22 protein-coding genes and 2 pseudogenes are annotated in these 25,950 nt (G+C 58.7%); 13 read left to right on the forward strand and 11 right to left on the reverse strand.

The features are described 5' to 3' along the window. Positions 1 to 10: 10 nt before the first annotated feature. From RGR602_RS39465 to RGR602_RS22110, 4 genes and pseudogenes are all read right to left on the reverse strand, one after another. Positions 11 to 580, reverse strand: a pseudogene (locus RGR602_RS39465) (hypothetical protein). Continuing rightward, entirely contained in the window at positions 477 to 1,667 is a 1,191-nt protein-coding gene (gene nifS / locus RGR602_RS22105; RefSeq protein ID WP_040114253.1) for a cysteine desulfurase NifS, read from the reverse strand. The pseudogene RGR602_RS39465 and the gene nifS overlap by 104 nt, the downstream one beginning before the upstream one ends. Further along, positions 1,645 to 2,613, reverse strand: coding sequence for an iron-sulfur cluster assembly scaffold protein (locus tag RGR602_RS36115; RefSeq protein ID WP_082046642.1), 969 nt, complete (start codon positions 2,611 to 2,613; stop codon positions 1,645 to 1,647). The genes nifS and RGR602_RS36115 overlap by 23 nt, the downstream gene beginning before the upstream one ends. A gap of 25 nt (positions 2,614 to 2,638) precedes the next feature. Beyond that, the gene (locus RGR602_RS22110; protein ID WP_040114254.1) at positions 2,639 to 2,959 is read right to left on the reverse strand and encodes an iron-sulfur cluster assembly accessory protein; all 321 of its coding nucleotides are present in this window, start codon (positions 2,957 to 2,959) and stop codon (positions 2,639 to 2,641) included. A 469-nt stretch (positions 2,960 to 3,428) separates the two neighbouring features. On the opposite strand from RGR602_RS22110, the gene RGR602_RS22115 reads away from it, so the two are divergent. Next, positions 3,429 to 4,118 carry a nitrogen fixation protein NifQ gene (locus RGR602_RS22115; protein ID WP_082046666.1) on the forward strand — a complete coding sequence of 230 codons (690 nt, stop codon included), beginning with the start codon at positions 3,429 to 3,431 and terminating at the stop codon, positions 4,116 to 4,118. A 46-nt stretch (positions 4,119 to 4,164) separates the two neighbouring features. Here RGR602_RS22115 and rpoN read toward each other — a convergent pair whose 3' ends face one another. Both rpoN and RGR602_RS22125 read right to left on the reverse strand, forming a co-directional pair. Further along, positions 4,165 to 5,607 (reverse strand): RNA polymerase factor sigma-54, encoded by a 1,443-nt coding sequence (gene rpoN / locus RGR602_RS22120; RefSeq protein WP_040114255.1) that lies wholly within the window; start codon positions 5,605 to 5,607, stop codon positions 4,165 to 4,167. 70 nt (positions 5,608 to 5,677) lie between these two features. Next, positions 5,678 to 6,217 carry a peroxiredoxin gene (locus RGR602_RS22125; RefSeq protein ID WP_040114256.1) on the reverse strand — a complete coding sequence of 180 codons (540 nt, stop codon included), beginning with the start codon at positions 6,215 to 6,217 and terminating at the stop codon, positions 5,678 to 5,680. Between the two features lie 1,009 nt (positions 6,218 to 7,226). Here RGR602_RS22125 and RGR602_RS22135 point away from each other — a divergent pair. Next, complete coding sequence (locus RGR602_RS22135) at positions 7,227 to 8,435, forward strand: glycerophosphodiester phosphodiesterase family protein (protein WP_223844067.1); 1,209 nt, start codon at positions 7,227 to 7,229, stop codon at positions 8,433 to 8,435. Between the two features lie 33 nt (positions 8,436 to 8,468). Then, the gene (locus RGR602_RS22140; protein ID WP_052451697.1) at positions 8,469 to 9,545 is read left to right on the forward strand and encodes a hypothetical protein; all 1,077 of its coding nucleotides are present in this window, start codon (positions 8,469 to 8,471) and stop codon (positions 9,543 to 9,545) included. Positions 9,546 to 9,639: 94 nt separating this feature from the next. Here RGR602_RS22140 and RGR602_RS22145 read toward each other — a convergent pair whose 3' ends face one another. Genes RGR602_RS22145 through RGR602_RS22165 form a run of 5 tightly spaced genes read right to left on the reverse strand, consistent with a single transcriptional unit; the run spans position 9,640 to position 15,092 of the window. Then, on the reverse strand, positions 9,640 to 10,416 hold the full coding sequence (locus tag RGR602_RS22145) for an inositol monophosphatase family protein (RefSeq protein ID WP_052451698.1): 777 nt from the start codon (positions 10,414 to 10,416) through the stop codon (positions 9,640 to 9,642). Beyond that, positions 10,413 to 11,348: a sugar phosphate isomerase/epimerase family protein gene (locus RGR602_RS22150; RefSeq protein ID WP_133938067.1), complete on the reverse strand. Its 936-nt coding sequence runs from the start codon at positions 11,346 to 11,348 to the stop codon at positions 10,413 to 10,415. Before RGR602_RS22150 ends, RGR602_RS22145 begins: the two co-directional genes overlap by 4 nt. Beyond that, on the reverse strand, positions 11,349 to 13,058 hold the full coding sequence (locus tag RGR602_RS22155; protein ID WP_040114258.1) for an ABC transporter permease: 1,710 nt from the start codon (positions 13,056 to 13,058) through the stop codon (positions 11,349 to 11,351). Further along, on the reverse strand, positions 13,055 to 14,053 hold the full coding sequence (locus RGR602_RS22160) for an ABC transporter ATP-binding protein (protein ID WP_040114259.1): 999 nt from the start codon (positions 14,051 to 14,053) through the stop codon (positions 13,055 to 13,057). The genes RGR602_RS22155 and RGR602_RS22160 overlap by 4 nt, the downstream gene beginning before the upstream one ends. A gap of 37 nt (positions 14,054 to 14,090) precedes the next feature. Further along, positions 14,091 to 15,092 carry an extracellular solute-binding protein gene (locus RGR602_RS22165; RefSeq protein WP_166677349.1) on the reverse strand — a complete coding sequence of 334 codons (1,002 nt, stop codon included), beginning with the start codon at positions 15,090 to 15,092 and terminating at the stop codon, positions 14,091 to 14,093. 130 nt (positions 15,093 to 15,222) lie between these two features. Between RGR602_RS22165 and RGR602_RS22170 the strand changes: the two genes are divergently transcribed. From RGR602_RS22170 to nifH, 10 genes and pseudogenes are all read left to right on the forward strand, one after another. Continuing rightward, positions 15,223 to 16,401 carry an ROK family protein gene (locus tag RGR602_RS22170; protein ID WP_040114260.1) on the forward strand — a complete coding sequence of 393 codons (1,179 nt, stop codon included), beginning with the start codon at positions 15,223 to 15,225 and terminating at the stop codon, positions 16,399 to 16,401. A 689-nt stretch (positions 16,402 to 17,090) separates the two neighbouring features. Next, positions 17,091 to 18,269 carry a cytochrome P450 gene (locus RGR602_RS22175; RefSeq protein WP_052451699.1) on the forward strand — a complete coding sequence of 393 codons (1,179 nt, stop codon included), beginning with the start codon at positions 17,091 to 17,093 and terminating at the stop codon, positions 18,267 to 18,269. A gap of 35 nt (positions 18,270 to 18,304) precedes the next feature. Then, positions 18,305 to 18,547, forward strand: a complete 243-nt coding sequence (locus RGR602_RS22180) for a ferredoxin (protein WP_040114262.1) — start codon at positions 18,305 to 18,307, stop codon at positions 18,545 to 18,547. A 228-nt stretch (positions 18,548 to 18,775) separates the two neighbouring features. Continuing rightward, on the forward strand, positions 18,776 to 19,315 hold the full coding sequence (locus RGR602_RS22185; protein ID WP_040114263.1) for a nuclear transport factor 2 family protein: 540 nt from the start codon (positions 18,776 to 18,778) through the stop codon (positions 19,313 to 19,315). A 138-nt stretch (positions 19,316 to 19,453) separates the two neighbouring features. Next, positions 19,454 to 21,035: pseudogene (locus RGR602_RS22190) on the forward strand (SDR family oxidoreductase). A 13-nt stretch (positions 21,036 to 21,048) separates the two neighbouring features. Next, positions 21,049 to 21,321: a hypothetical protein gene (locus RGR602_RS22195; RefSeq protein WP_040114264.1), complete on the forward strand. Its 273-nt coding sequence runs from the start codon at positions 21,049 to 21,051 to the stop codon at positions 21,319 to 21,321. A 12-nt stretch (positions 21,322 to 21,333) separates the two neighbouring features. Continuing rightward, positions 21,334 to 22,422, forward strand: coding sequence for an LLM class flavin-dependent oxidoreductase (locus RGR602_RS22200; RefSeq protein ID WP_040114265.1), 1,089 nt, complete (start codon positions 21,334 to 21,336; stop codon positions 22,420 to 22,422). A 23-nt stretch (positions 22,423 to 22,445) separates the two neighbouring features. Next, positions 22,446 to 22,646, forward strand: coding sequence for a hypothetical protein (locus RGR602_RS37485; protein WP_133938071.1), 201 nt, complete (start codon positions 22,446 to 22,448; stop codon positions 22,644 to 22,646). Between the two features lie 1,022 nt (positions 22,647 to 23,668). Continuing rightward, a complete protein-coding gene (locus RGR602_RS22210; RefSeq protein WP_040114460.1) occupies positions 23,669 to 23,941 on the forward strand; it encodes a hypothetical protein in 273 nt (90 codons plus the stop codon). Positions 23,942 to 24,996: 1,055 nt separating this feature from the next. Beyond that, a complete protein-coding gene (gene nifH / locus RGR602_RS22225; RefSeq protein WP_040114461.1) occupies positions 24,997 to 25,890 on the forward strand; it encodes a nitrogenase iron protein in 894 nt (297 codons plus the stop codon). Positions 25,891 to 25,950: the final 60 nt, after the last annotated feature.

A 25,950-nucleotide genomic window follows, 5' to 3' on the forward strand; every position in this document is an offset into this window, starting at 1 on the left:
ATGATGGCTGCTATCGGCCGGCCGGCGGCGCGCGCCACATGGGCGGCGAGCTCCGGAACGCTGTGAGGTCGATGCCGGTATTCGCGCCATCGAGCACAGCCAGCACGGCGGCCACCTCTTCCAGCGCAGCATTGTCAGCGCGCTCGCCCAGCCCCCCGACGGTGACGGAGGCATGGCGCACGCTGGCGCGGGTCGCAGCCAGCGTGTTGGCAGCTGCAAGACCGAAGTCGTTGTGGGAATTCGAGGTCGATCGGGGACTGCGCCGTCAATTGGGAGACAAGTTCGAAGGTCAAAAGGGATCGAGCACGCCGATCGTGTCGGCCAGCCTGACGCGGCTTGCGCCGGCGCGCGCGGCCATCTCGATTACACGGGCGAGATGATTCCGATCGGCCCTCGAAGCATCCTCGCACCGTCGCGCAGGGTCGTATCGTTGAGAAAGATTGGACGTGTCATAGGCAGGGGCCGACTTCTTCTCCTCAGCGCAGATGGGATTGTAGGGCCTCGTGACGTGGCCCAGTACGGGAAACGTCCCGCAGCTTCTCCACGATGCTAGGTATAACTTCGAGCACCCGGTCGACATCTTCGTCACAGTTATCGCGTGAGAATGAGAAGCGGATTGTCCCGTGTGCAACAGCATGAGGAATGTCCATCGCCCTCAAGACATGGCTCGGCTCCAGCGAACCGGAGGTACAGGCAGAGCCGGAGGAGCAGGCAATGCCACAGCGATTGAGAAGAAGAAGCATACCTTCGCCTTCGACATGTTGGAAGGCGATGTTCGCCGTGTTCGGCAACCGCTCCAGCCGATCGCCGGTAACGAAAGTGTCTGGAACACGCTGGAGAACGCCTTTCTCCAGGCGGTCTCGAAGCGACTTTAACCGCGTGTTCGCGTCGTCCATGAATTTCAAGGCGAGTTCGGCAGCCTTGCCTAGACCTACAATCCCGGGCGTGTTCTCTGTACCCGCGCGTCGGTCGCGCTCCTGATGGCCTCCCTTGATTAGCGAGGAGAAGGGCACGCCCCGTTTTAGATAGAGTGCGCCGACACCTTTTGGCCCATGTAGCTTGTGTCCGGATAACGACAGCATGTCAATTGCACTCGATTGCAGGTCAATTGGAACCCTACCGACCGCCTGGACCGCGTCCGTGTGGAAAAGTGCGCCGATTTTCTTGGCCATCTCGGCAAGCATGGCCACAGGGAAAATCGTACCCGTCTCGTTGTTCGCCCACATCATCGAAACGATTGCCACGTGATGAGTGAGGGCGGTCCCGTAAGCGTCAAGATCGAGTCGGCCATGACGATCCACGGGGATCCTGTGCACCTTGACACCGCGCGTCTTCTCAAGATGGGCGCACAGCGTCAGTACGGCTGAATGCTCGACTGCGGAAGTCACGATCTCTGTGCGGTCAGGCATTACCTCGAGCGCCGAAAGGATCGCCGCATTGTCGCTTTCCGTCCCGCCCGACGTGAATGCGATCTCATGATCGAACTCCGCGCCGATCAGCGCTTGCAACTGCCGGCGCGCCTTCCTCACCGCCACGCCGACGGAGGAGCCAAAAGCGTGCGTCGACGAAGGATTTCCGAATTGATCCGTAAAGAACGGCAGCATCGCGTCAACCACTTCAGGATCGACTCGCGTCGTTGCATTGTTATCGAGATAGATAGATCTCATGGGTGCAATCTCGGCCGATGGGAGAGCTCGGTCGTCTCGTTGAGGATTCGATTAATGGTGACCTAGGCGAGCAGACCGCGGGTGCAGGCGCCCGACAGTTTGACGTAGCCTGATCGCGGTAGACATCGACAAGTTTGCAGTCTCCGCCGTCAGCCCGCAGGTGAGAATGCATGCCCTTGACAGCGGCTCCGTTCGGTCGAATTCGATGCAGCGTCGTCATTTGCCGGGCCGCCACGCTGAGACCTGAACTATGTCGGGCGGCGCCGTTCTCCGGATCCCCGAAACGATCGCCGGTCCCACAGCGGCTCCGACCGTGCCGTGTTCTTGAGCGCGCGGACCTCCGTTGTGCCGGCCGTACAGCCCTCCTCTTCCTTAATGAGGCCTTCGTTGACCAACGCTGCGCGGAGCCCGACAACCACTGCTTCGATGGCTTTGGAGCATGTGACCTGGCTGCGAGACTTCGCGTCGTAAGTGACCCGCTCAATCGTGGCGGGCCTGCTGATACGGGCATCCCTCTGATCACGCCTTCATCAACACCGAGGCCTTTGCAGACGAAGGCGCCTGCCTTCCGATTCTCGACGTATTCCCGACCGCGTAAACTGGCGGTCGCAGCATAACCCATCGCTGAACAATGCATCGTCTCCGGCGGCAGAAAATCGAGAAATCCTGCTAAGTACTGATTGGTGATCCGGAGTGCTTCGTTGACGATTTTGCCGATGATGAGTTCGGCAAGCTCCGACGAGCGGACGATCGCGTAGAGGCAGCGGAGCGTCTGGAATTTCTCTGCAATGATCGCTTCCGCCACCGGATCAACTGTGATCATCAATTCAAGTGCACTGCCACAGGCGATGGCGCCGACCTCACTATAAGTACTGGCGGTTTCCCGAACGCCGGTGTTCTTCTGATTGAAAAAACGTCCCTTGATCTTTTCGCTATAGTCCCACATGCCCCTTCTCACTAATCCCGGGTGATCAGCCGAAGGACTTGCCGCAAGCACACTTCTCCCCCGCGTTGGGATTGTCGAAGACAAAGCCGGAGGATTCGAGATCCGTGACGAAGTCGATGGTCATGCCGGCGACGTGTGGTTGGGAGCCTACGTCCACGAACACCTTGACCCCATCTGTTTCGATGACCGCGTCGCCCTCGCGCGGGAAGCTCTCCAGCCCAACCAGGTATTTGAAGCCGGCGCAACCGCCCGCCTCGACCATGATGCGAAAGCCTTGCACCGGTTCGGCGGCTCGGGAAAGCGCAGCGTTCATGACGGCGACGGCATTCTCGGTGAGCGTGATCACGGGATGATTTCTCCTTGGTCGATGGCGCGTTCGCGGATGACGGTGCATGTAGCGTGCCAAAGAAAGAAGACGTTCGGGAACAGTAGGATGTCTCTACGACACGATGTTGCATGTCCCACGTCGTCGAATATCGGACATCCCGAAAACGCGTGAATTCCGACACTTCCGCCAGGTATCTCTGTGCGCCATTCCGGCCGAGGCTCTCATCACCGCCGGAGGAGAGTTCGTAGCAGTTCACCGCGAAAAATGCTGGGGAATCAACAAGCACTGTCGGATTGTCGATTACGCGACATCTCGTATTCGGCCCCGGCTTCCTGCTTTATTCTCACTTAAGCCATTGGGTTCAGTAAATAATTTTTTCCTAAAACTTTGCTTGCGCAGCTGGCACAGCTTTTGAAACTCCCTCGTCACGAGGCGGCTGGAGCCGACCGATATGAGATCGACAATGGAACGAAGGAACGAAAGCGCAATGTCAGATATGCCTCAGATCCGCGGTTTTTGGGAAAAGGGCATCATCCACGGAGTACGAATGTCCTACGAGCCCAATCGGCGACGACACTCACAATCGCCCCGCACCGGGCGACGGCCGCGGATGGACGTAGAGGTGGAATTCGACGGATATGTGCTTGCCTGTGTCTTTTCGCGTGCGCTCGAGGAAATCGATGCCGGCGAGGCGACGGCGACCGAGGCAACCGGCCTTTCGAGTGCCGAGTTGCGCGATATCCTAACCCGCAGTTTCCCCTCTGGGCTCATCCCGGCCTTCTCCTTGGAAGAAGTGAGCGATCCCGCGCTTGGTATGGAGGAAGAACTTCTGCGCGGCATGCTGCTGGCGCATGCCCGGGCGGGCGACATCGCGAGCGCCCGCTTTGCCAAGATCATCGCCCGGCGCGCCTTGCGCAATGCCCATCTCTGGCAGGACCTCGGCCTTTCCGACCAGGCCGAACTGAGCCGCTTGCTTGCCACGCATTTCCCGAAGCTGGCGTCCGGCAATACCCAAAATATGAGATGGAAGAAGTACCTCTACCGCAAGCTCTGCGAGGCTGAAGGTTTTTCGCTGTGTACCGCGACCAGTTGCCGAGAGTGCAATGATTTCAAAGACTGCTTCGGTCCAGAGGAAGGCAAAAGCCGCCTCGCGCGGACCAAGGAGGATTGGGATTAAGGGCCGTATTCGTGAGGGATACGAGACCGTCATGCATCTACCGTCATCAATACAAACCGGCACGCTTCTCCCGGCGGCGTCGCATGGACGAGGGGATGTTCATCGCCTCGCGATATTTTGCGACGGTGCGGCGAGCAATGTCGATGCCGGTTTCCTTGAGCCGGGCAACGATGGCCTCGTCGGAATGCACATCATCGAGCGTTTCTGCGGCAATCATTGCCTTTATGTGATGGCGGACAGCTTCGGCGGAGTGCGCGTCGCCGCCTTGGGAGGAGGGGATCGCGACTGTGAAAAAATACTTCAGTTCGAAGACGCCGCGGGGTGTGAGCATGTACTTGTTCGACGTCACCCGGCTTACAGTCGACTCGTGCATGTCGATCGCATCAGCGATGGTCTTAAGATTGAGAGGACGAAGATGGGCGATGCCATCTTCCAGAAAGACATCCTGGTGGCGGACGATTTCGGTCGCGACCTTAAGGATCGTCGTGGCGCGCTGATCGAGACTGCGAATTAACCAGCTCGCGTTTTGGAAGCATTCGTTGAGAAACGACTGATCTTTTGAACTTTGGGCGGTCAGGCGAGAGACTTCCGCAAAATAGGTCTGGTTGATCAGCACCTTGGGCAGGGTGTCCGGATTAAGTTCGATTTGCCATCCACCTCCAGGCGAGGGCAGGACGGAGACGTCGGGTATGATGGATTCCGGCCCTCCGGATTGGAAACGGTTTCCAGGCTTGGGATCGAGCGTACGGATTTCATGCAACATATCGAGAAGGTCGTCTTCATCGACTCCGCAATGTCGCTTCAATGCCCGAAAATCGCGTCGCGCAAGCAGCTCAAGATTTGCGACCAAAGCTGCCATCGCCGGGTCGAACCGATCTAGCTGGCGCAGCTGTATCTCGAGGCATTCGCTGAGAGTTCGCGCAAAAATTCCCGGTGGATCAAAGAGCTGCAAGGCTCCGAGAACACGTTCCACATCAGCCTCCCGGATATTTAGCCTCCCGGCCAGCTCCAAAAGGTTCACTTGCAGATACCCGGTGTCTTCCAGATGATCGGCAAGCGCGCCAGCAATCAGCCGCTCTCGCGGTGTGAATGCAGTGAGGGCGATCTGACGAGCGACATGGTCGTGTAATGTTTCGGTGGAGGCGACAAACTCGTCAAGGGCAGGGCGTTCCCCCGCCCGGATATTGGCTGTGTCGCGGATTGATTTCCACTGACTGGGCAGCTCAGGCATGTCGGTCCTGGTCGGCCCATCAACGTGGTTTTCCCGCGCACCGATATTCGGATCATCCACCACAGTCGACGATACATCGCCAGAAGCCCCGCCATCATTTGACGCTAGGTCGAGAAATGGGTTCTTCTCTATTTCCTGTTCCACGAACTGATGCAGTTCGGTATGCGCCAGCTGCAGCAAGCGAATCGACTCGATGAGTTGGGGTGTTATAACCAGCGATTGCTGCTGACGCTGAAGAAGGCTTGTAAAAGACTTCATGGTTCGAGCAAACTCCTATCGAGCGCCGCACTTGTGCGCGCATAATGGGAGCTGGGAGTGGCTCCTCTGGTCATGCGGAGGCTGAGGCCTTGAGCGTTTCCAAAATGTTTTGCGGCGAAGACACGCCATAAGGATCGGTTTCGCAGTTGTCGGAGAAACCGTCCTCCTCGAACCACTGCTCCACAACGCCATTTTTGATCACGGCAGCGTAGCGCCAGGAGCGCAGACCGAATCCGAGATTGTCCTTGGCGACCAGCATGCCCATCTTGCGGGTGAATTCTCCCGAGCCGTCGGGGATAAGCTTGACCTTCTGAAGCCCCGTGGCCTTGCCCCAGGCATTCATGACGAATGCATCGTTGACGGAGAGACAGTAAATTTCGTCAATGCCCTTCTTCTGAAACTCGCCATAAAGGTTCTCGAAATCAGGCAGTTGATAGGTGGAGCAGGTCGGGGTGAAGGCGCCTGGTAGCGAAAAAAGGATTACGCGCTTGCTGCTGAAATAGTCGTCGGATGTCTTGTCTTCCCAGCGGTAGGGGTTTGGCCCCTCGATAGACTCGTCGCGAACCCGCGTGCGAAAGGTGACTGAGGGAACTCTCCTGTCCATGGTCATCAATGTTGCTCCTCTAGGAAAATTGGCACGCGGCTTCTCGGTTGCAGCTAGCGCGACACCGAGCTCGGCCCATATGCCGGGCAAGCAAGCGCCATGCCATTTGACTTGAAGGAGGCGATCGCGCGACTTGCACGGACTGCCATCGCCACGAAGGAAGCCTGCCGGCTAAGATGTCGATCTCATCGCGCTAAACTTATCGGCCCGGATCACGTCGAAGCCAGCCCCTGCGACGGTGGCCTGTGGCTCGTGAACTGAGAAACGTTGGATGTTCGGGAAAGACGAAACCGTTCGGGACAGACCGAGCCGATGCTCTGCCGCACCCACCGGCAGGACTGCAGCCTGCATAAGTCTTTGCCGCCGCCGTGCTCGTGCGTGTGCAGGCATGGTGATTTGTGATCTGCGGAGACACCCCTCTCGCAGCACCGACGATCGCGCGCTGTTGCTATTCCCGACCATATCTCGATCAGGGTTTGCGCCACCTTCCAGCACTTCAGTAAGCGCCCACCGGTCCGGTCGCGGTGAGAATTGAATCCGGCTCGGGTCGCGGTGTTTGCATGCTTTGAGGTTCTGCCCGTGCGTGTGTCTACCCGCAAACCTACTTTTGTCCGAAGCTGGACAAGAATGTTGGAAGCCCGACCAAAGGGGTCGCCAGATTCGGGCCGCCGGCACCGACAAGTGGTGCAGCGCAAACGGTGCGCCAATCCGGCATACAACTTGCTTTGGTGATTTTGTCACGGCGGACGGCGATGGCAGATCTCCAATCGGCTCGCAGAGCGGTGCGTGGTGAGGGCGCTTCGTACGGCAGCCATGACGGCCGTGTCCCCGCCGGATAGAGCAGTGGAGGTGAGACCGCAGGGAAGGGTATTCTGATGCGCAGGAGAGCGTGCAACTCCGGGCCGCTTGTCCCGAGCGATAAGACCAGACCTGCTCAAACAAGGGTGGGCCTCGCCGTGATGTCGCATACAGCCACGACGACCCTTGCAAGGTTGTGGCCGAGAAGGAAACTATCTTGACGTCGTTTTGGACGACGGCTGAAAGCAATGAGGTAAAAACAGCGCGATTGCGAACGTTATTTTTCTGGGGATTGATCATGCATGCATCACTTATTTCCACGTCAATTTTTGCCTTGTGTTTCTCATCCCATGCCGGGGCAGAGGCGTTGCTTCCGGTGAAGCCTTCACCATATCTCGTCAGCGCCATCACAAGAAACATGTTCAGATTGCCAAAACCCGACCAGGACTTGGTTCTGCTATCTGCGCATCGCGGATCTTGGGAGGTCTATCCCGAGAATTCAGCCTACGCCTTGCAAGATGCCTGGAATTCACAGATCGAGACCGTGGAGGTCGATGCCCGCATTACCGCGGACAAGGAAGTCATTCTTTCTCACGACTACAGGATCGAGCGGGAATCTACCGGAAGCGGCCTGCTGTACAATCAGAACTATTCGCAAATACAGCAAGCCGATCTGCGCGACCGTCATGGACGCGTGTTTAAGGACTCGCAGGGGCGCACGGCGAAGTTCCTGACGTTCTCCGCAGCGCTTGATCTGCTCGCCCAATACGTCGCCGATGATGGGCATGGGTATGTGATGATCGTCGATGTGAAAGGGGCGGTGGACGATCAGGATCCCACTGATCCCATCGAACTCACTCAACGTTGCCTTGACATCCTCGCGGCCAAGAAAAATCCGCAGCTCAGCAAGGCTGTGGTATTCAAGCTGAAAGCCAAAGATGCGGTGGATATTGGCACGTTTCTGAATCGGACCACCTACGATCCCAATGTCATTGGCGGTTTGATCATAGTAGAAAACCCGGACGACAAGAACGTGAAGGATTCCAATAATGATCCTCACCAGGACACAATCTACGATCAGTGGAATGTGGCGCCGTTCCCCGTGCAATTTGAAATGAACCAATTCTACAAAGGTGACGGTCTTCAGGCGTATTTCGACTATGTCGATCAAAAGCAGGGCTTCGCCACCTATCATGAAAGTAACTACTATCCGGAGGGCGTTGCTAACAGCGCTGGAAAATGCTGCTTCGGGCACAACTCCGATCCCACATCGACCGCTCCAGGAGGCATCGTGCCAGACTATCGCGGCGATCCGGAAATGGCGATCGTCAATCGTACCAATCTGATCACCACTGACTGGCCCGACGTGGTTGGCGACATGCTGCGCGCGTTAGGGCGCCGCAACACCAGCGAACTGAGTCGCTGAATGTAAGACCTACGCTTCAAAGAGGAACTTCCAATGAAAACTGGAAAGACAATCTCTCTACCGCTATTCATCATGGCGTGTCTCGCTGCTGGTGCAAGCCACGCTGGTTCATGCGCCGATCAGGCTGACTGCCTTAAAAGCGCGTCGGTAAAGGTGTCTCAGACACTCACCCCCAAGGTCGTGCCTGTTTTTGGCGAGTATCCGAAGCTGTATATACACGACTCTGCGGCAGAGGCAGATTATCCGGTGCCTGATAATACAAAGCAGGCATTTGACTTCTATACCAATAAGACGTCTTTTAACTTTCCGCCAAGCTGGTCGATCGAGACAAGGGAGATCGCGTCGATTAGCCCGGCCACGGGTTTCACAGTCCTTTTGGTCGAAAAGACCCGTGATAATACCGTTGACAATGGCGGTAGCGCGCTATCCCTATTGAGTTCCAATTCCAACGACGCATACTTATCATTCGCTTTGGGGGCCAAGCCCAGTTTAAGTGGGCAAAAGTGGTCTTTTGCCAAAAGCTTGCTTCAAGGGAAGATGGCGCAAACCGCTTATTGGCAGAAGCCCTGGGATATGAATCTCCTGGGACCAATAGGCGAGTTCTCGGGAACCGAGTGGATTTACTATACCTTCACACCAGACGGCAAGGTTCGCATCGACCGTTTCGCGCCGTATACCTATTTTCTGGCGTTTACCGCTTACCAGTGGGATGAGGCCGTGCTTGACGGTGGCTTCCCGCATTTCCCTTTCGACACTGGTACGCCGACCGGCCGGCCGAAGGCCGTCATATTCGGATCGGTCGGGCCGTGGCTTATTGGCGCTGCCGGTGTGCCCGGGCAAACCCGGCCGATGATCGAGCCGACAGAGGCATTGCCCGGATTTGAGGGAGTGACGATATTCTCGGCGCCGCTGTCGGTTAAAGAGGTTGTAGCTTACCAGAACTCTCTGAGAGGAAGTTATTTTCTCGACGTGAACAACCTGCCCTGCAACAGCGGCCAATATATTTCCGGCGAGATAAGAACTCCCTGTGGTACGGCTGGTCCTGGCAATCCGCCGCCGAACATAAGCTCCCTCGCTCAGGATGGGATCAGCACCAATATCAATCGCTAGGGCGTAATATTGCGAGCGAACGACGGTTGCAGATAATTTGGGCGGATGACAGGTCAGGTATAATCGGTGGAGAAGTCCATGACCGGACCATCCATCACCTGAAAAAAGACGGTATTGGGCCCAACGATCCCAGCTGCACGCGATCTGTCAGATGCTGGGGAGCGGCAATGACGGCCACTTTCCCATTTGCCTCGGGGAGAATGGACGAAGGCGCATTTGCCGCCCGGCACAAGACGTGACCGGCGGCGCAATCCCAAAGATTGGTGCCGTGCTCGACATAGCCGGCGAGCCGGCCGGCCGCGACCATCGCAAGTGCCGCGGCACAGCTCCCCAAGCAGACGATATGAAAACCTTGCGCTTCAAGCGCCGCCTCGACTGCGAGCCGGTGGACGACTGGCCATGTCCGGTTGCGGCCTATGCCAAAGGCGATGGGCTGTGTCCCGACGGGCGAAACGGACCCTGACCCGTGCAAAGGGCCGTCCACTGAGGCCCAGAACAGGGCGTCGAGTGCAGGTAGCGCAATAGCGCCAAGGACCGGCTCACTGTCGCGGACATAGGCGATCGAAACCGCCCAGAACGGTATGCCGGACAGGAAATTCGCGGTGCCATCGACGGGATCGATCAACCAATGGTCCCCTTGGGCATCGCCAGGTTGCTCCTCGCCGACAATGGCGTCGGTGGGGAACTGTGCATGAATGAGCCGGCGGGCGAGGCTTTCGGCCTCGCGGTCGACGGCGCTGACGTAGTCTGCCTCGCCCTTGGTCTCGATGGCGATTTGCGCAAGACTGCGAAAGCGCAGTAGCGCGAAAGCCCCAACCTTGGCAGTGACGTCCCGAAGCAAGCCCAGCCGCGTTTCGAGATCGTAGTTCAATTTGCTGCCTTACCTCTCGCTGCTGCGATCATCTCTTCAAGCCGCACAGCGATCGTGTGTGCCTGTTGATAGTAGGAAGCCTCCGCCAGGACGTAACGATCCATTGGGGTCTCGAAGTTGAGCGGCGTAGCGTAATTGGTCGCCGCGATGGCTTTCGTGATAGCGTTCCAGTCCAGCCGGCCGTCAAAAGGCAGCAGATGGTCGTCCATCGCGCCGAAATTGTCGTGAATGTGCGTCGCCAGCAGCCGGTCGCCATAAAGCTCCAGCACGGACACCTTGCCTGGTTCGATCAGTTCCCAATGACCGCTGTCGTAGCAGAGACCCATGAAGTTGGATTTGTAGCGGTCAAACAGCCGGGCATAGAGTTTGAGATAGTTCTGAGCACTTGCCTTGACCAGCGTTTCGACGGCGATCTGCACTTTGCGTTCGAGGCAATAGGCTTCGACGTCGTCGAGCGAGCGGTACAGCGGCTCAAAGAACGACTGCTCGGCTCCGGTGTTGCGGAACGTGTCGTCGGTGATGTCGACGTGGAGCACGACGTTCGGGGCGCCCAAGGCGGCGGCCAGGTCAACGCGGTTCTTCAAGAGCTCGACGCCGCTCTGACGCTGCCATTCGTGCGGGGAGAGGATGTTCTTGCGCGTCTCAATGGCAAACGGCGCCGGCCCAGCATGAGCTAGCTCGCTTATGGGGTTGACGCCGTTGCTGGCGTGAACGGAATGAGTTTTCAGGCCGGCCTCGGCGATGATGCACCGGGTGAACTCAATTTCGGCGTCCGCAAGCAAGTAGGAGCTGCCGGAATCAGGGTTCCAGTTGATATGCGTGAAGCCGGCTTCCCGGATCAGCTCGAGCGACTGGCGGACGCCCTCGTCGTACCAGCGTTCATGCTTGGGCCAGTGCCAGACGGTGATGCAAGTATCCATTTGCGTGTCCATTCAGAGGTTGCTTGATTCCGGGGTGCGGCCGAGGCTGAGGCGCTCGGCGATGAGGATGACGGCCAGCGAGAAGGCCATGATCAGCGTCACGTAGGCGAGGCTGATGGCGGCCTGGTCGGGATCGGCCGAAACCGCGCCGTCGACGATGGCGATCGGCAGCGGCCTGTTGTTGACGTTGTAAAGGAAGGCCGAGAGCGGATACTCGGCCATCAGATTGTTGAACTTCATGCCGGCGACAAGGATGGCGGTCGGCGCCACGAGCGGCAGAACAACCCGGCGGAAACGATAGGAGCCGGAGGCACCCATTGCGCGGGCCGCTTCTTCAAAGGCCGGATCGATCCCGATGAACGCCGAGCGCATGAAACGGACCATGAGCGGCAGGCTGAAGATCACGTAGCCGATCGGCAGAAGCCAATAGCTGCCGAGTAGCACCACATTGCCGACGAGCGGATTGGGCGCGTCGAAAGCGGCGATCAATCCAACTGCAAGCAGGATGGTGGGGATGATCCAGGGCAGAAAGAAGCTGATGTCCAAGGCTCGCGTCAACCAGCTGCGCTGGCGCACCATGACCGGCACGGCAAAGAGAGTGATGGCGAGAGCCACAGCGACCGCGACCGAGCCCATGAGCATCGAATTGAAGAACGGAACGAAAGCCGTGCCGCCGCCGAGCACCCGGGCGTAGTTGGCCAAGGTGAATGTGGAAGGCAATATCTCGATGCCGATGCTCGAAGCGGGAGCGAAGGAGAACAGCACGATGAGCGCGACCGGCACCAGGTAGACCGCTGCCAGCAAATAGGCCAGCGCGTGCATCACAATCCGCATGAGCGGATTGCGGATTTGACGCAGCTGGATGCGGGCCGTGGTTTTCGTGCCGGCGGTATAGGCGCCTTTGGCCTCGACATACTGTGAGAGCAGTATGAGCCCCATGAGCACGATGCCCATCAACAGCGCCAGCAACGCCGCCATGTCGGGCCTGCGCAGGCTGTTCAGTGTCAAGACCATCTGACTTAGCATGTGGAAGTCCCGGCCGCCCAGCACCTGGGGAGCCGCAAAGGAGCCTGCGGCCGTACTGAGCGTAAGCAGCGTGACGGCAAGCAAGGTCGGCATGATGACCGGCAGCACGACACGCAGAAGGATCGTCAGCTCCGACGCGCCCATGCTGCGGGCCGCCTCGATTGTCGAATAGTCGATACGGCGCATGGCGGCGCGTAGAAACAGGAAGTGGAAGCTGGTCATAAGGAAAGTGTGGGCAAAGAGAACGCCGATCCAGCCGATGAACCAATCACGCGGTATCGACGGGAAGAGTGCCGTCAGGCCGGCGGTGATGGCGCCGCCAGGGCCATAGGTGAAGTTGTAGCCGGCGGCCGCAACGACACCGCCAAACACCAATGGCGTAGAGAAGGCAACTTTTAGAAATCCACGTCCGCGGACACGGAAATATTCGAGCACCGCCACCTGAAACATCCCGACGATCGTGCCGGTGACGATCGTGATCCCCGTCATCCAGGCGGTGTTCCAGAGTGCGGCGCGGACGCGGCGTGAGCGAGCAAGCTCCGCAATAGCATCGAGGATTGCCAGCCCGCCATGCCTGAACAGCGCGGCGTGCAAGGCTGCAACCATTGGAACGAGCAGGAAGGTCAGTACGGCCCAGGCGATGACGATTAAGCCGAAACAGTAGAAAAGGCGGTCGAAGCCAGCGGTGCGGGTCATGGGATCGCCTCCGCAAATATATGCGCCGCACCAGGGCGGACAGCGAGCGGGACGGTGCTTCCGGGATCCGGAAGCGGGTCGCCGATCAGCATCGCCGAAAGGGCATGGCCCTCAACATCGAGATCGATGCGGCTGTACGCCCCAAGGAATTCGACGTGCTTCACCCGCGCCGGAATGCCGGCGGTGGCCGAAAGCATCACATCTTCTAGGCGCACGAAGCTGCGGCCTTTGATTTCGCTGCCCAGGAGGCGAGCCGCCAATTGGGGAGCAAGCTCATTGGAGACGCCGATGAACTCGCAAATGAATGGCGTTGCCGGCTTGCGGTAGAGGGTACGGCCGTCGCCGATCTGCTCGATCTTGCCGTGATTGAGCACCACGATGACGTCCGACATGGTCAGGGCGTCCTCCTGGTCGTGGGTGACGAAGATGGCGGTAAAGCCCAGTTCCGTCTGCAGGCGCTTGATCTCTTGGCGCATCGAGGCGCGGACCTTGGCGTCGAGATTCGACAAGGGTTCGTCGAAGAGCAGCACGCGCGATCCGGTCACGAGCGCGCGGGCAATTGCCACGCGCTGTTGCTGTCCGCCCGACATGCTTGCCGGCTTCTTGTCCAACTGGTCGGTGATCCGGGCCATCGCGGCGACCTCATGCACGCGCTTTTCGATCTCCGCCTTCGGCTTCTTTGCGACGCGCAGAGCAAATGCGATGTTCTCGAACGCCGTCATCGTTGGAAACAGTGCGTAGTTCTGGAAGACGATACCGACGTTGCGGCGCTCGGGGGGAAAGGTGGTGATATCGCGCCCCTCAAGGGCGACCCTCCCGCCTAAGGCCGGGAGCAACCCGGCAATGGTGCGCAGCACGGTGGATTTGCCGCTGCCTGACGGGCCGAGGAGCGAGACAAACGCACCATCGGCAACGTCGAGGTTCAGATCATGGACAACGGTCATGCCAGGGAAGCCGACGTCGAGATTTTGCAGAGACAGAACGCTGTCAGCCATGGTTAGACCTCCAATTCATTTCAGGTCTTGCCGCTGACTAGCGGATTTCAAGCTCGATCTTCTGCAGCCATCCGTCGAGCTTGGGAGCGATTGCATCCCAGTCGATCGGCTGCGCCTTCACGAGTTTGGCGTTCTCCTGCACGACGGGCGGCGACTTGGCCAACGCTTCCGGCAAGACGGGCACCTGCCCGAACTTGGCGGCGTAGACGGCCATCACGTCGGGCGACCCCCACCAATCAACGAAGGCCTTGGCCTCAACGAGCTGGTCGGTCCCGGCCAGGATCGCCACGCCTTCGGAAATGACAGGCGTGCCGCCGTCGGTGTCGATCACCTTGACCTTGGCGCCCAGGTCTTTGGCCAGCTTGAAGGTGCCGCCGAGCCAATTCAGATCGATCGAGGCGCGACCGGATTTGAACGCCTCGGTCTGCGAATCCGCGTCGTTGGCGACGATGGCGTTGGCGTAAAGCTTGCTCAGGAAATCCCAGCCTTCGTCGGACACCTCGCCGTTGGCGTCGAGGAACCGGACGAGGATGCCGGCAAGATACATGCGCGTCGTTTGCCCCGCAGTGGCGCCGATGACGTATTTGCCTTGGTATTCGTCCTTGGTAAGATCCAGCCAGCTCTTCGGCGCCTCTGCATCCGGCAGCCGGTCCGGGTAATAGGCGAGCACAATCGGTGTCTGCCAGAACTTGTGGACCATGCCTTCTGCGTCTTTATATCGCGCCGGAAGGTCCTTCGCCCAGGCTGGAGCATAGGGTTGGAAGAGGCCTTCATTCTTCAGCAAGGCCATCGAGGTGTCCACCATACCGAGGACGACGTCGGCTTGGGGGTTGTTCTTCTCCGCCAGCAGGCGATCGAAGAGCTCGCCGCCACCCGCATTCAGCAGCTTTATGTCATGGCCCGCGGCCTTGGCCTGTTCGGCAATCCAGTCCGCGCGTTCGCCGCCTTGAGGGCTGTAGATGGTCAGTGCGTCGGCCAGTGCCGGAAAAGCCGTGGCGAGCGCGATAGCCGCAGATGCAAGAGCGAGTGACAGTTTCATGATGTTCTCCCAGGTTTTGAGGACACGCTCCCTCTTACGTGGGCTCTGTGTCACTTTAATTACATTGCGCAATTTAATATTCTTTGCAATAGCTTTTCCGGACCCATGAATCGAATGCCAGGACTGCGCCATGCCTGCACTGCCGGAACTTTCCCTCAACGAACGACGGCTCGTCGAACTGATATTCAAGAACAGGGGAGTGGCGCGTGTCGACCTGGCGCAGCTGTCCGGCATGACAGGTGCCTCGGTGACGCGCCTGATCGGGGGGTTGCTGGATCTCGGCCTGGTTTCGGAGGAGCCAAATCGAAGCGGCGCACAAGGTCAACCACGTCGGTTATTGCAGCTGCAGGCCAGTCGCTTTTTCGCAGCCGGGGTCACCTTCTCGGTAGCGCGCATGGAGGTCGTCATCATCGACCTTGGCGGCTCGATCCTGGCAACGAGGACCGTGGAGGTGAGGACCGGCAGGCCGGAGGAAGTGGCGGAAGCGGCTCAGGCTGCCGTCGATGAAATGCTCGCTGCGTTGTCCGTCCAGAAAGGCGATCTTATCGGCATTGGCGTTTCCGTCCCTGGAAACTTCGGCACCGCCTCAAACCTATTGAAAGCGCACCCCTTCTTTCCCGCTTTTGAAGACGGCCGGGCAATGGAAGCGTTTCGTGACGCCTTCGACACTGCGTGCCATGTCGAAAACGACGGCACTGCCGCGGCACTCGGCGAATACGTGTTTGCAAGTGACAACGCCGCCGATGATCCTCTGTTCTTCATTCACATCGGGCATGGCGTTGGTGGCGGCGCCGTGATCGACGGCAGACCGTATCGCGGCGCAAATGGCAATGCCTGCTTGCCCGGCGTACTCTACCCCTATGATCAGCCGCGGCCCTCAGGGCAGGACCTTCTCGCGACGCTGAAGGCGGCCGGTTTCCCTCTTCGAGATTTCGAGGACATGAGCGCAATGCCGGCGGCGGCTGATACCGTCGTGAGCGAATGGATCACGCGCGCCGGCGCGCAGCTTCGGCAAGCTGTACGCACAGCAACGGCCTTTTTCGATCCGGCACGCATCGTCATCGGCGGGCGCTTGCCTAGCGATCTTAACGTGCGGCTCGTCGAAACGATCCTCTCCGAGACGATCGAAGGACCATCCCGAGGTCTGCCAATCGCTCCGGTTTTCGCATCACATCTTGGCGTCCAGGCCGGCGCGGTGGGTGCCGGCTGCGCTCCATTCTTCAGGGCTTTTTTTACGGGTGCCGTCGCCGATGGTGGAAGCGCCCACCTTAACGGTAGACGGCCGGTTTTTCGGACTCCCGCCGCATAGTTCGATGCAACGCGCAACGCCATCACAGCCTCAAGTGTGCAACCGGAAAGCCTCGTTGTGCATGAGCGCATCCTTATGCGCTCCGCTTCATGACCTCTGGTTATCGGCTGTTGTGGCTCTCCGATGACAACGTATTAGCACCGCAAGTAATGCCATCCGACACCTGATGTCGGGTTTGTTAGATCCGCGACACGGGCTTGTTTAGCCAGTTCTTGTTTTGCCTCAGGCTAAATAGCTGAAAAGCAATCGCAAAATTCTTTCGTCGGCTAGATCAGTCAAACTGGCACGAATATTGGAAGATCTGGTTGCGGGCGGCGACAGCTGTCGACCGGTATTCATTTCTTTGGTAACCGCCATGGAACGAAGGATAGCAACATGTCAGTTTTGCTCAGATCGCATTCTATCGGAAGAGAGCAATCCCGTGAAACGCCAATGCCGACCGGCAAGGCGGCGACGCCGCTAATAATTTCAACCTCAGCCGATAAGCAGCGATGAACTTCGAGCCGGACGACGATCTGATCGCCGGAAAGCATATCATCGGGCGGCGTCGCGCTGCATGAGGTTGGAAGTGTCGCGCTCGACGATTTGGCTCGTCCCCTCTTCGCCGGGGAGGCGTTTTCGGCGAAGGGCTTTGACGGCAGGAGAAAGCAGTGCCGAGTAACCGGGTTCCAGATCATGTCCCGCCCGAAATGGTAAGGGACTTCAGCCTGTTCACGTCTGCTGCCATGCAACGCACAAAAAACGGGGATCCGCACGCAGCTGTCGCTTGCGCCCATGCCGGGCCGCCAATCTTTTTTTCTCCCTACAACACGCGCGATGGCCGAGGTACCTGGGTCATCACTCGCGCCAACGACCAGCGCAAGTTGCTGCAGGATACCGCAACCTTTTCCAGCCATCGGAGCATTTTTGCCTCCGCACTCGGAGAAAACTGGCCGATGATTCCGCTAGAACTCGACCCGCCGGCCCACGGCGTGTTTCGCTCACTACTCAATCCGCTGCTTTCGCCCAAGCGGGTGATGGCGCTGGAACCGGCTGTCCGTGAGCGAGCGATCGCGCTGATCGACATGATCTCCGCGTCGAGCACAAGTTGCGACGTCATGAAGGATTTCGCCTTTCCTTTTGCGGTCAGTATCTTCCTTCGTTTTCTGGGCTTGTCCGATGAGCGACTCGACACATTTGTCGGCTGGGCGAAGGATCTGCTCCACGGCGACGGCATCAAACGAACGGCAGCTGCCCGGACGATTGTGGCGTTTATCGACGATCTTGCAGCCATGCGCCGCAAGGAACCGGCCGACGATTTCATGACCTTCGTCGTGCAGGCAAAGGTCGATGGCCGCCCGCTGAGAGACGAGGAAATCCGCGGCATTGGCGTGCTTCTGTTCGTCGCGGGACTCGACACAGTCGCAACGGCGATAGGCTTTGACCTGGCCTATCTCGCGCGCAATCCTAGAGACCAGGAATTGCTACGGAGCGAACCCGATCGAATCGTGCTCGCAGCCGAAGAATTGCTACGCGCCTATTCGACCGTGCAGATGATCCGCGTGGCAACGAAAGATATCGATTTCGAAGGCGCGCCGATCCGTAAGGGAGACTATATTTCCTGCCCCACGATGATTGCGAATCGTGACCCGGCGGAATTCGAATGTCCCAACACGATCGATTTGGCACGAGAAGACAATCGCCACACCGCTTTTGCCTATGGTCCCCATCGTTGTCTTGGCTCGCACCTTGCCCGGCGGGAGATCGTCATCGCCCTGGAGGAGTGGCTGTCCCGCATCCCTGACTTCCGTATCAAGAAAGGTACGGCGCCCATCACCTATGGCGGCCATGTGTTCGGAATTGAGAATCTGATCCTGGACTGGTCCTGACCATCGGCGCGGGGGCACAGACATGGAGGTACCGCATGCGCATCATCGTCCACAATGCCAAATGCCAAGGTCATGCTCGATGCTGGGCGCAAGCGCCCGACATCTTCGACCTTAATGACGAGGGCTACATACTGCCCGGTGATATCGATGTTGAGGAGAAAGACGAACTGCTCGCCTCACGAGGCGCTCGATCCTGCCCCGAACGTGCGCTGGAAATCGATCGCACCTCCGATGCGTTGCTTGATCGTCTTTTGTTCAATCAACATTGTGGGGGTTAAAATAGAGCGTCACCGGTACATGACGGCGCTGGCCTCTGTCCAGACACCGTACTCGTTCAGCAGTCCCAGTGGTGTCAACTTCTACGGCAGCTGTTTCATATCGATGTGCAAGCGGCAGGCAGGGTTTGCCTACAGTGCGACTGCCTTAACCGCCGAACAGTCGAAACCTTGGCTGCGTAACTGAATGCGCGAAAACGCCTCTGTCAATCTCAGATTTGCGACAAAGCGATGAAACACAAAAAAATTGACGAATTGCTCGACCGCGAGGCGATCCGCGACTGTCTCTATCGGTACTGCCGCGGGATAGACCGCGCGGATGAGGCGGCGCTGCGCAGTTCCTACTGGCCCGATGCGCATGACAATCACGGTGCCTATTCCGGCTCGGCAGAGGGCTTCGTTGAGTTCGCGCTGGGCGTCTTCAAGACCGGACCGCGCAACATCCATCAGATCACGAACATTCTGATTGAGTTCATCAGCCCGGCAGAGGCCGCCGTCGAGAGTTACTTCGCCGCACTGCAACGCGCACCGGATGGTGCCGGGACGCTACGTCAGGTCCTCATCTGCGGTCGCTATTGCGATCTGTTTCAGAAGAGGGGAGGGGATTGGCGAATTGCCGAACGGACGGTGGTCTATGATTTGGTCGAGGAACAGAGCCTGTCCGCGGCATCCGAGACAGAGCGGTTCGGCCCCCGACAGCCGATCGGAGGATCGCATCCAGATGACCCGGTCTACGCCTTGGGGAAACGCTGCATTCCATCAAGAACATGAAAGTGAGGCTTGATCGCCGGAACGCACAACGTCTACTGGGACGGAAACTCCTCGCCATCATGACGTGCTGCAGTACCGCGACGGATCATCATGATCCATGGCCTAGGATTGCCAACGCTGGTCGGGAGAACTTATCTCATGAATCAGGCAGGACGTATCGTCATCATCACAGGCGCTGCAGGCGGGGTCGGCCGTGCCCTTGTCGATGCTCTTGCCGCAGATGGGGACATTGTGGTCGCCGTGGATCTCCCTGGCAGCGGCGTGCTTGAACTGGCCCGCAGTCTCGGGCCCCCGCATCTTGGGCTTGAATTCGATGTCTCGCGAGAGGAGGATATCCTTGCGCTTTATGAACGGATCGAAGCACAGTTCGCCCAGATTGGCGTCCTCATCAACAACGCCGCCATGGGGCCGACTATGGCTGCGACCGTTGACACGACTATCGACGCCTTCCGACGCGTCTTGGCAGTAAACCTGATCGGGCCCTTCGCCATGGCGCGCGAAGCAGCACGGCGGATGCAGCGGGGCGCTGTCATCGTCAACGTCGCGTCGCTGGCGGGCGTGCTCGGCAATCCCAAACGCAACGCCTACGCCGCCTCGAAGGCGGGCCTCATCGCGTTCACGAAATCGCTGGCATGCGAGTTGGCGTCGTGTGGCATTCGCGTGACGGCGGTAGCACCGGGCTATGTACGCACGCCGATGGTCTCGGAACTTGAGCGCGCGGGCAAGATAGACCTCGTCGCGGTGCGCCGCCGGGTGCCGATGGGACGCGTGGCGCGTCCCGACGAAATCGCCCGAGCGGTGCGCTTTCTCGCCAGCCCGCAAGCGAGTTACATCACCGGTTCCGTGCTGACGGTTGATGGTGGCTGGATGTCTTCAACCAGCCGGGCGATGCGCATCCGCCAGTGCCTGGGACGCCACGAGCCGAACTCTCCCGTCCGGCCGAGCACTCCAGTGCGCGGATCGTGCTCGTCACGGGCGGGGCGAACGACATAGGCGCGGCCGTCGTCCGCCGCTTTGCCGCAAACGGCGATACCGTTGTAATTGCCGACAGATATGGCGCTGCAGCGGCAGGGCTCGCCGGATCCCTCGGCGGCAAGCACATGGCGAAATCCGTGGACGTTGCCGTCGAGAGCAACGTGGTGGCGCTGTTCGAGGAGCTGCGGAGGCGCTTCGGCAGGCTAGACGTCCTCGTCAATAGTGCTGCTGTGGCCGACACTTTTGTGCCAGGGGTTGAACAAATGCCGACACAGATTGAGCACGTCCTGGATGTGAATCTCGCCGGCGCCTTCACCTGCGGCCGCGAGGCGATCAAGGCGATGCATCCAGGAAGCGTGATCCTCAATCTCGGATCGATCAACACTTTCCCGCCCTTCGCACCGCGCCATGCCTACGGTGCGTCCAAAGCGGGGATGGAGATCCTGACTCGGTGCATGGCGGCCGAACTCGGGCCGGTTGGCATTCGCACAGCCACCGTCGCTCCTGGCTATATTCATACGCCTGGCATCGCTCAGTTGGCAAAGCGCGGCCACATCAACTCGACAGCAATCAGACGCGCATCCCGATGGGAAGGATGGGACAGCCGGAAGACATCGCGGACGCGGCGCTCTTTTTGGCATCGTCTGACGCATCATACGTCAACGGCTCTACCCTGTACGTGGACGGCGGCTGGACCTCGTCCGGGGATGCGGCATTCGCCAGCCAACTCTATCAGAACATTTAGCGGAGGCCGCGGAATGATTGTCGACTGTGCGCCACGCGGCTGGCTGCGGCTCATCGAAGCCGAAAATTTCAAACGCGACCAGCTCCCGCTGCGCGATGCGCCCGAAGCGCGGTTCCCGATCGAGGGTGTCCTCTCCATCGATGAGCGAAACGCCCTCATTGGAGACGCAGTCGTTCGAGGTCTTCGGTGCGCGCCTGTGATCGCCGAATGGCAAGCGGCTTACCGGAGGATAATCGACTACGCCGCTACCAAGGCCGGAGCATCCCTGACCGCTAATCTGCCGTAACAAGGAAACACCATGGAATTCGCGACATTCCTCTTGGCCGCTCGGCGCGGCTATCATCAATCGTCCAACGACGTCATCCGCAACTCCATCGAACAGGCAGTCCTTTCGGAGCAGGCTGGCTTCAACACCGCATGGTTCGCCGAGCACCACTTCAACAATTACAGCCTGGTTCCGTCGCCCTTGATGATGGTGGCGCACTGCGCCGCCCTGACGAGCACCATTCGCCTCGGCACCGCCGTCTGTGTGCTGCCGCTCTATCAACCGCTTCGCCTGCTCTCCGAGATCGGATTGGCCGATATTGTTTCGAACGGCCGGCTCGAGCTCGGCGTCGGCTCGGGATACCAGCAGTTCGAGTTCGAGCGCTTCGGCGTCAATGTTGATGAGGCGCCGGCTGTTTTTTCGGAATATCTGGACATCCTTCTCAAGGGTCTCAATCAGAGGATCTTCGAGCACGACGGGCAGTATAAGAAGATACCTCCGACAGCGATTTCGGTGCGCACAGTCCAGAAGCCAACACTGCCAATCTGGATCGCTACAACGTCCGGATACAGCATGGGCCGGGCTTATCGTGAGGGACACAATCTGTTCGTCACCGCATTCCACGACGGCTTGGACACTTTGAGCACGCTGCGCGAAAACATCGAGAAAGCAGCAGTTTCAAAAGGTAAGAATGTTACGGACGCCAAGATATCGCTGCTGCGCTGCTGCTATGCCAGCGACGACGAGGTTGAGATCAACAGCTATCTCGATAACGCCCGTTTCCAACGCCGGCTGTCCGAAGCATTGCTTCTACGCCGCCAGCAAAGCCTCGATGGCTATCTGCTGCAGGAAACGCCGACGCAGCAGGACCTGTCCTTCGAGACTATGCGCGAGAACCTGCCGATCGGTAGCGTGAATCGTGTGATCGATCGGCTATTGGAAGAGATAGACATCCTGAAACCGGACCAGATCGCAATTCAGACCCAATTGGGAGATTTCGACCAGAAGACGATGCTGCGGCAAATTGAGCTTTGGGGAGACAAGATCATCCCGGAGGTCAATAAGTCACTGGGTCATGGGCCTGAAGTGACAGAATTGCCGCTTTCTCGGACAACGAAGTGATTTCGATCAGAAGTAGTTCGGACATGACCGAAATAGATCCTCCCCCGACGCTGAATGCCCCCGATGACGATCCTTGTCTCTGGCTCGAAGACATCGATGGCGAGAAGGTCCTTGTCTGGGTCGCCGATCAATCGGCGAGAACTCTGGCACGCTCTGGTGGGCCGCGGTTCGAGGGCAACCGCGACACACCCGCCGCGACTGTCGACAGGTCAAGGTCCCCCTGATTACCCGCCGCGGTCGATACCTCTACAGTTTCCGGCGAGATGCCGCAAACCCGAGAGGCATGTGGCGCAGAACAACGCCCGCCGCCTACATGAGCCAGAGCCGAAGTGGGAGATCGTTCTCGACTTAATGCCGTCGCGGCAAGCGAAGGAGAGGACTGGATCTGGGACAGCGCCTCAATCGAACCGGAGAGACGCGAAAGAGCGTCCTGCACCTGTCGCGTGGTGGCGGCGACGCGCTCGGCATCGCGAATTCGATCTCGTCGCGATGCTCCTCACCGACGGCGTCATTCTCCCGGAGGCCCAGCGCTATCGCTCCCGACGTGAACTGACCCGTAATTGATTACACCGACAATGCGCGTCATGCGTGGCTGCTCCTCATGTCGGCTTTTTTCAGCTTTCTGGATGTTGATTCCCGCGGCGAACAGCCCGCCCCGAGGCCCTGCCGCTTGCGCCTGCCTCGAGGTCACGCGCAAGTACCATTCCAACCAGCGCCCAAGCCGCTCGAAGGCTTCTGGTCTTCGGTTGATCGGCACGCAGGAGGATGCGGCGCTGCCGAGTTTGTCGAATCCGCGACACAATATTGTTCGGCCAGCTTGCTGATGCAGCCTCACTAAGCCATTGAATAAATATGGAAAAACTTTTCTAGTCTCTGTGCGCAGCTGGCACGATTTTTGAATCTCCCTTGTCGCGAGGGATAGGAGCTTGGTGTCAGCAGTGCTCGGCCGAAAACGGTCGAGCGTAATCCGTAACAGCTCCATCACAACCGTCTGCGCCTCGCGAAGCCGCGCCAAAAAAGATGCTTTTTTGACAGGCTCGAAAAGTCACCAGCTATGGGTTGCGCTGAATGTGCGGGGCTTGAATTAGAAAGGAAAGGAGCATGAACGACATTGTATTTTCGGACCTTGAAAAGCGCATTTCTGCCATTAGCGAAGAAGACGCAAGACAGCGACAAAGGCGACTTTGTGCTTGTCCGGGCTGTAAGTCGGGGGCGAAGTCGACCTCTTTTTTGAGTGAGGCACCTCGTGCACTACTTTAAACCTTTATTAAAGCGTTCTCATCAGGTGTTGGTAGCAGAGGACGGGAGTATCTGCGTCGGGAAGATCCCCGGAAAATCAAAAAAGATCATCCAGTCTCCTCCGCCTTGGGTTGCCGTTTTGATTTCAAAACTCGACGGCGAGCATACAATGCCAAGGATACTGAACGAGCTTAAGGCAGAACAGTATGACGTCACCAATGGTGACGTGCACGATTTTGTCTCAGCCCTCGCTGGCTGCGGGCTCATTGAAGAGCGCTGAGGCACTTGGTCGGAGACTGGGGTCAATCAACGAAGGGATGATTGCCCATTGTTCGGCCGCGGCGTTGGAACCGGCGAAGAGGGTTTCCTGTTGAGGCGATCGGGCGCATCGAGCGATCGATGAAGTGATATTCGTTCTCGATGCGACCGTCGTCGATGAAGAGGGTGAATCTGACCCAGCGTGAGAGCGCATCGCGGATTGCTTCACGGCGGACGCAAGATTCGTCTGCTCCCGCTCGGGAAGTGGATTTGCCTCGATATAAATCATGCATTCAGAGCCCAGCTGCGTCAGCAGCGTCTCGGGCGGCTGGTAAGCTGATTGCCGTCGTCGCTGAGCCTCTGTAGCCCAGGGCGACCAGGGCTTGGGCTTGTTGTTTGCCTTCGCTGGGAAGTGGCTGCCGCTGCTGCGGGGCGCAATGGGCTCGAGCGACTTTCTTATCTGGAGGGCTTTCGCGAACGCCGGCTGCGGAGCCGAGGCCATTATCATCGCGCCTTTCCTCAGCGAGTTCGGGACCAAGCGGTATCGCGGCAAGTTTGTCGGGCGCTGACTGGTTCCTTTTCATTCGGCGGTTGTGGGCCGCGCCCGAACAGGGCGCAACCTGCCCAATGAGCAAGTCGTATGACGTCTCCCACCCAGATAAGAAGTTCAGCGCAGGATGTGCCTATCCAATCATGTTCGCGATTTGATCTCCCTCGGCGTTTTGCGTGATCGAAAGCTCCGCCCTTTTCTCATTGGGAGCTTGGATGTGCGATTGTCTCCATTTCGAAGCTCGTTGATCCTGCTGACGGTCGTCGTCCTCTCTCCCGCGAGGTCAACCTATAGCGGTCTCAAGTAACGTCAACTCGACACCGTCTGTCGGCTTTGTCGGGTCAGCGACACAGGCTTGTCTAACCAATCTCTTGTTATGGCTTGGACTAAATCGCTGAAAAACAATAAAAAAGGCCTTTCCTTCGACTCGATCAGCCAAATTGGCACGCGTCTTGAAACTGTTCCTTGCGAGGCGAGAACTGCCGACCGGCATTCCGCGATGGATGGAACGAAGGAAGGAAGGCAATATGTCAGATTTGCGTCAAATCGCATTCTACGGCAAAGGGGGCATCGGCAAGTCCACCACCTCCCAAAATACGCTCGCGGCCCTTGTCGACCTCGGGCAGAAAATCCTCATCGTCGGATGCGATCCCAAAGCCGACTCCACCCGCCTGATCCTGAACGCGAAAGCGCAGGACACGGTTCTGCATCTCGCAGCACAGGAAGGTTCGGTGGAAGACCTCGAACTCGAGGACGTGCTCAAGGCCGGTTACAGAGGCATCAAGTGTGTGGAGTCCGGCGGTCCGGAGCCGGGCGTCGGCTGCGCCGGCCGTGGCGTCATCACCTCGATCAATTTCCTCGAGGAGAACGGCGCTTATGACGATGTCGACTACGTCTCCTATGATGTGCTCGGCGATGTGGTGTGCGGCGGCTTCGCGATGCCGATCCGTGAGAACAAGGCCCAAGAGATCTACATCGTCATGTCCGGCGAGATGATGGCGCTCTATGCCGCCAACAACATCGCCAAGGGCATCCTGAAATATGCCCACTCAGGCGGCGTGCGGCTCGGCGGCCTGATCTGTAACGAGCGCCAGACGGATCGCGAGCTCGACCTCTCCGAGGCGCTGGCTGCCAGGCTCAATTCCAAGCTCATCCACTTTGTGCCGCGTGACAACATCGTCCAGCACGCCGAGCTCAGGAAGATGACGGTGATCCAGTACGCGCCGGACTCCAAGCAGGCCGGGGAATATCGCGCGCTAGCCGAGAAGATCCATGCCAATTCGGGCCAAGGCACCGTTCCGACCCCGATCACCATGGAGGAGCTCGAGGACATGCTGCTTGATTTCGGCATCATGAAGACCGACGAGCAAATGCTTGCCGAACTTCAGGCCAAGGAAGCGACGGTGGCGGCCGCCCAATAACGCCGCCGTCGACAGGGCGCGCCGGCCCTTTGACCACCCGGCGCGCCCTTCCACGAACGA

The sequence above is a fragment of the Rhizobium gallicum bv. gallicum R602sp genome (assembly GCF_000816845.1).
GTDB lineage: Bacteria > Pseudomonadota > Alphaproteobacteria > Rhizobiales > Rhizobiaceae > Rhizobium > Rhizobium gallicum.